Origin of the sequence: Micrococcus sp. HMSC31B01, assembly GCF_001816085.1 — a bacterium.
Taxonomy (GTDB): domain Bacteria; phylum Actinomycetota; class Actinomycetes; order Actinomycetales; family Micrococcaceae; genus Micrococcus; species Micrococcus luteus.
Map to the genome: position 1 here is coordinate 1 of NZ_KV825194.1, position 3,239 is coordinate 3,239.

At 71.8% G+C, this 3,239-nt stretch carries 3 protein-coding genes and 1 pseudogene; all 4 read left to right on the forward strand.

The genetic code is table 11. The annotated features are described in order from the left end of the window. Nucleotides 1-354, forward strand: a 354-nt coding sequence (locus HMPREF3105_RS07925) for an SDR family NAD(P)-dependent oxidoreductase (RefSeq protein ID WP_141762467.1), incomplete at its 5' end; no start/stop codon positions are given. Nucleotide 355: 1 nt separating this feature from the next. Then, nucleotides 356-1,429: a threonine aldolase family protein gene (locus tag HMPREF3105_RS07930; RefSeq protein WP_044659853.1), complete on the forward strand. Its 1,074-nt coding sequence runs from the start codon at nucleotides 356-358 to the stop codon at nucleotides 1,427-1,429. Between the two features lie 100 nt (nucleotides 1,430-1,529). After that, complete coding sequence (locus HMPREF3105_RS07935) at nucleotides 1,530-3,032, forward strand: amino acid permease (protein WP_036316542.1); 1,503 nt, start codon at nucleotides 1,530-1,532, stop codon at nucleotides 3,030-3,032. Between the two features lie 22 nt (nucleotides 3,033-3,054). Next, a pseudogene (locus tag HMPREF3105_RS07940) lies at nucleotides 3,055-3,239 on the forward strand (hypothetical protein); the annotation flags it as partial.

The following is a 3,239-nucleotide window of genomic DNA, read 5'->3' on the forward strand; positions in this document are numbered from 1 at the left end:
TTCACGGCGCTGCGGCACGTGAGCCGGGCCCTCGACGACGACCTGCGGGCCTCGTCCGCCGGTCGCCTCGCGATCGTCTCGTCCACGGCGGTGACCCGGCCGCTCGCCGGCGGCGCGAACTACGCCGCGGTGAAGGCGGCGAGCGAGGCATGGACCCGCGCGGTCGCGCAGGGCTGGGCCAAGGCCGCCCGGGACGCGGAGGCGCCGCTGCGCTCGGCGGCCGTCGTGTTCCGCGTGAAGTCCCTCGCCGGGCTCGAGGAACGGCTGGCCGAGGAGTACGCGCGACTGTGGAAGGCTGAGGCGGGCGCGCTGAACGACGCCGTCCTCACGCTCCAGGAGAAGGGAACGGACTGACATGCAGAGGATCCACGATCCGCAGGAGCGGGGCTTCGCCTCGGACAACTACTCCGGCGTCCACCCGGAGGTGCTCGCGGCGATCGCCGAGGCCAACGGGGGCCACCAGGTCGCCTACGGCGAGGACGTGTACACGGCGCGTCTTCAGGAGGTCGTGGCCCAGCACTTCGGCAAGGACGCCACCGCGTGGCCGATGTTCAACGGGACCGGGGCGAACGTCGTCGGGCTCCAGGCCATGCTGCCCCGCTGGGGCGCGGTGATCTGCGCGGACACCGCGCACATCCACGTGGACGAGGGCGGCGCGCCCGAGAAGTCCGCCGGCATCAAGCTGCTGCCCGTGGCCACCGACGACGGCAAGCTCACCCCCGAGCTGATCGCCGCCGAGGCCTGGGGCTGGGGTGACGAGCACCGCGCCCAGCCCCTGGTCGTCTACCTCACCCAGTCCACCGAGCTCGGCACGGTCTACACCCCGGACGAGGTCAAGGCCATCACGGACTACGCCCACGAGCACGGGATGCGCGTCTACATGGACGGCGCCCGCATCGCCAATGCCGCGGCCTCCCTGGGCCTGCCGCTGCGCGCCTTCACCACCGACGTCGGCGTGGACGTGCTCTCCCTCGGCGGCACCAAGAACGGGGCGCTGCTGGCCGAGGCCGTCGTCGTGCTCGACCCGGACGCCGCGGACGGCCTCGTGTACCTGCGCAAGAACCAGATGCAGCTGGCCTCGAAGATGCGCTTCATCTCGGCGCAGCTGCTCGCCCTGTTCGACGGCGACCTGTACCTGCGCTCCGCCCGCCACGCCAACGCCATGGCCGCCCGGCTGCGCGCCGGCATCGAGGCGGGGGTCGCCGACGGCTCGCTGGCCGGCGTCGAGTTCACGCAGGCCACGGACGCCAACGCCGTGTTCGCCGTCCTGCCCGAGGGCGTGGCCGACCGGCTGCGCGCCCGCTTCCGGTTCTACGACTGGGACGCGGCGCGCCGCGAGGTGCGCTGGGTGTGCGGCTTCGACACGACCGAGGAGGACGTGGACGCGTTCACGGCGGCGCTGCGCGCCGAACTCGTCCCCGCCGTCTGACGGACGCGCCCGGCCGGGATACCCTTCTACCACCGTGCAGCAGGGTGGGACGCCGCGGCCTTCGACGCGCGTCCGACCGCTCCTCCACCGAAAGGCCACCGTGGACACCAGCGCACCCCGGACGTCCCCGTCGACGCCGGCCGCCTCCGCCGCCCACGCCACCCATGAGGGCGGCTCCCTGCAACGCACCCTCAAGTCCCGGCACCTGACGATGATCGCGATGGGCGGCGCCATCGGCACGGGCCTGTTCGTGGCCTCGGGCAACACCATCGCGACCGCCGGCCCCGGTGGCGCCCTCGTGGCCTATGTGGCCATCGGCTTCATGGTGTTCCTGCTGATGCAGTCGCTCGGCGAGATGTCCACGTACCTGCCGGTCTCCGGCGCGTTCGAGGAGTACTCGACCCGCTTCGTGAGCCCCTCGTTCGGCTTCGCCATCGGCTGGAACTACTGGTACAACTGGGCGATCACGGTGGCCGCCGAGCTCGTCGCGGCGGCCCTGATCATGCGGTACTGGCTCCCGGACGTGCCCTCGTGGATCTGGTCCGCGATCTTCCTCGCGCTGCTCTTCGGCCTCAACGCCCTCTCCACGCGCGCCTACGGCGAGAGCGAGTTCTGGTTCTCGCTCATCAAGGTCGCCACGGTGGTGATCTTCCTGGTGCTCGGCGTCCTGATGATCGTCGGCATCCTCGGCGGCTCCTCCCCCGGCTTCCACAACTGGACGGACGGCGAGGCCCCCTTCGTGGGCGGCGGCGCCGGCATCCTGGCGATCTTCATGGTGGCCGGCTTCTCCTTCCAGGGCACCGAGCTGGTCGGCGTGGCCGCGGGCGAGGCCGAGGACCCGGAGAAGAACGTGCCCAAGGCGATCCGCACCGTGTTCGTGCGCATCCTGCTCTTCTACGTCGGCGCAATCACCGTCGTCGGCTTCCTCATCCCCTACACCAGCCCCCACCTGCTGGGCAGCGACGTCGAGGACATCTCGATCTCCCCGTTCACGCTCGTCTTCGAGAACGCGGGCGTGCTCGCCGCCGCCTCCGTGATGAACGCCGTGATCCTCACGGCCATCCTCTCCGCGGGCAACTCGGGCCTGTACGCCTCCACCCGCATGCTCTGGGCCCTGGCCGACTCCGGCAAGGCCCCGCGCTTCCTGGCGAAGGTGAACCGGCGCGGCGTGCCCATGAACGCCCTCTACGCCACCACCGCGGTGGGCGCGGCGTGCTTCCTGACCACGTTCATCGGGGACGGCGCCGCCTACGTGTGGCTCGTCTCCGCCTCGGGCCTGGCCGGGTTCATCGTGTGGATGGGCATCGCCTGGAGCCACTACCGGTTCCGGCGGGCCTACGTCGCGCAGGGCCACGACCCGAAGGACCTGCCCTACCGCGCCTTCCTGTTCCCCCTGGGCCCGATCGTCGCGCTGGTCATGTGCGCCGTCGTGATCCTCGGCCAGAACTACCAGGCGTTCATGGGCGACGTGGACCTCGTGGCCGTGGCCAGCGCGTACATCGGCCTGCCCCTGTTCCTCGCGCTGTGGCTCGGCCACAAGCTCGTCACCGGCTCGAAGCCGGTCCGCTACGAGGACGCCGACCTCACCCGCGTCCTGGACTGAGTCCCCCACCTCGGAGGTCGCCGTGCCCGCCCCCTCCTCCCACGCTCCCGCCGCCACCCACACCGCCCGGGGCCGCCTGGTCTGGGTGGACGTCGCGCGCGGCCTGGCCCTGGTCGCGATGATGGTCGCCCACACGGCGCCCGCCGGCGGCCCGGGTGGGGTGCTCCACCTCTCCGAGCACCTCACCGCGCCCCTGTTCGCGGCGCT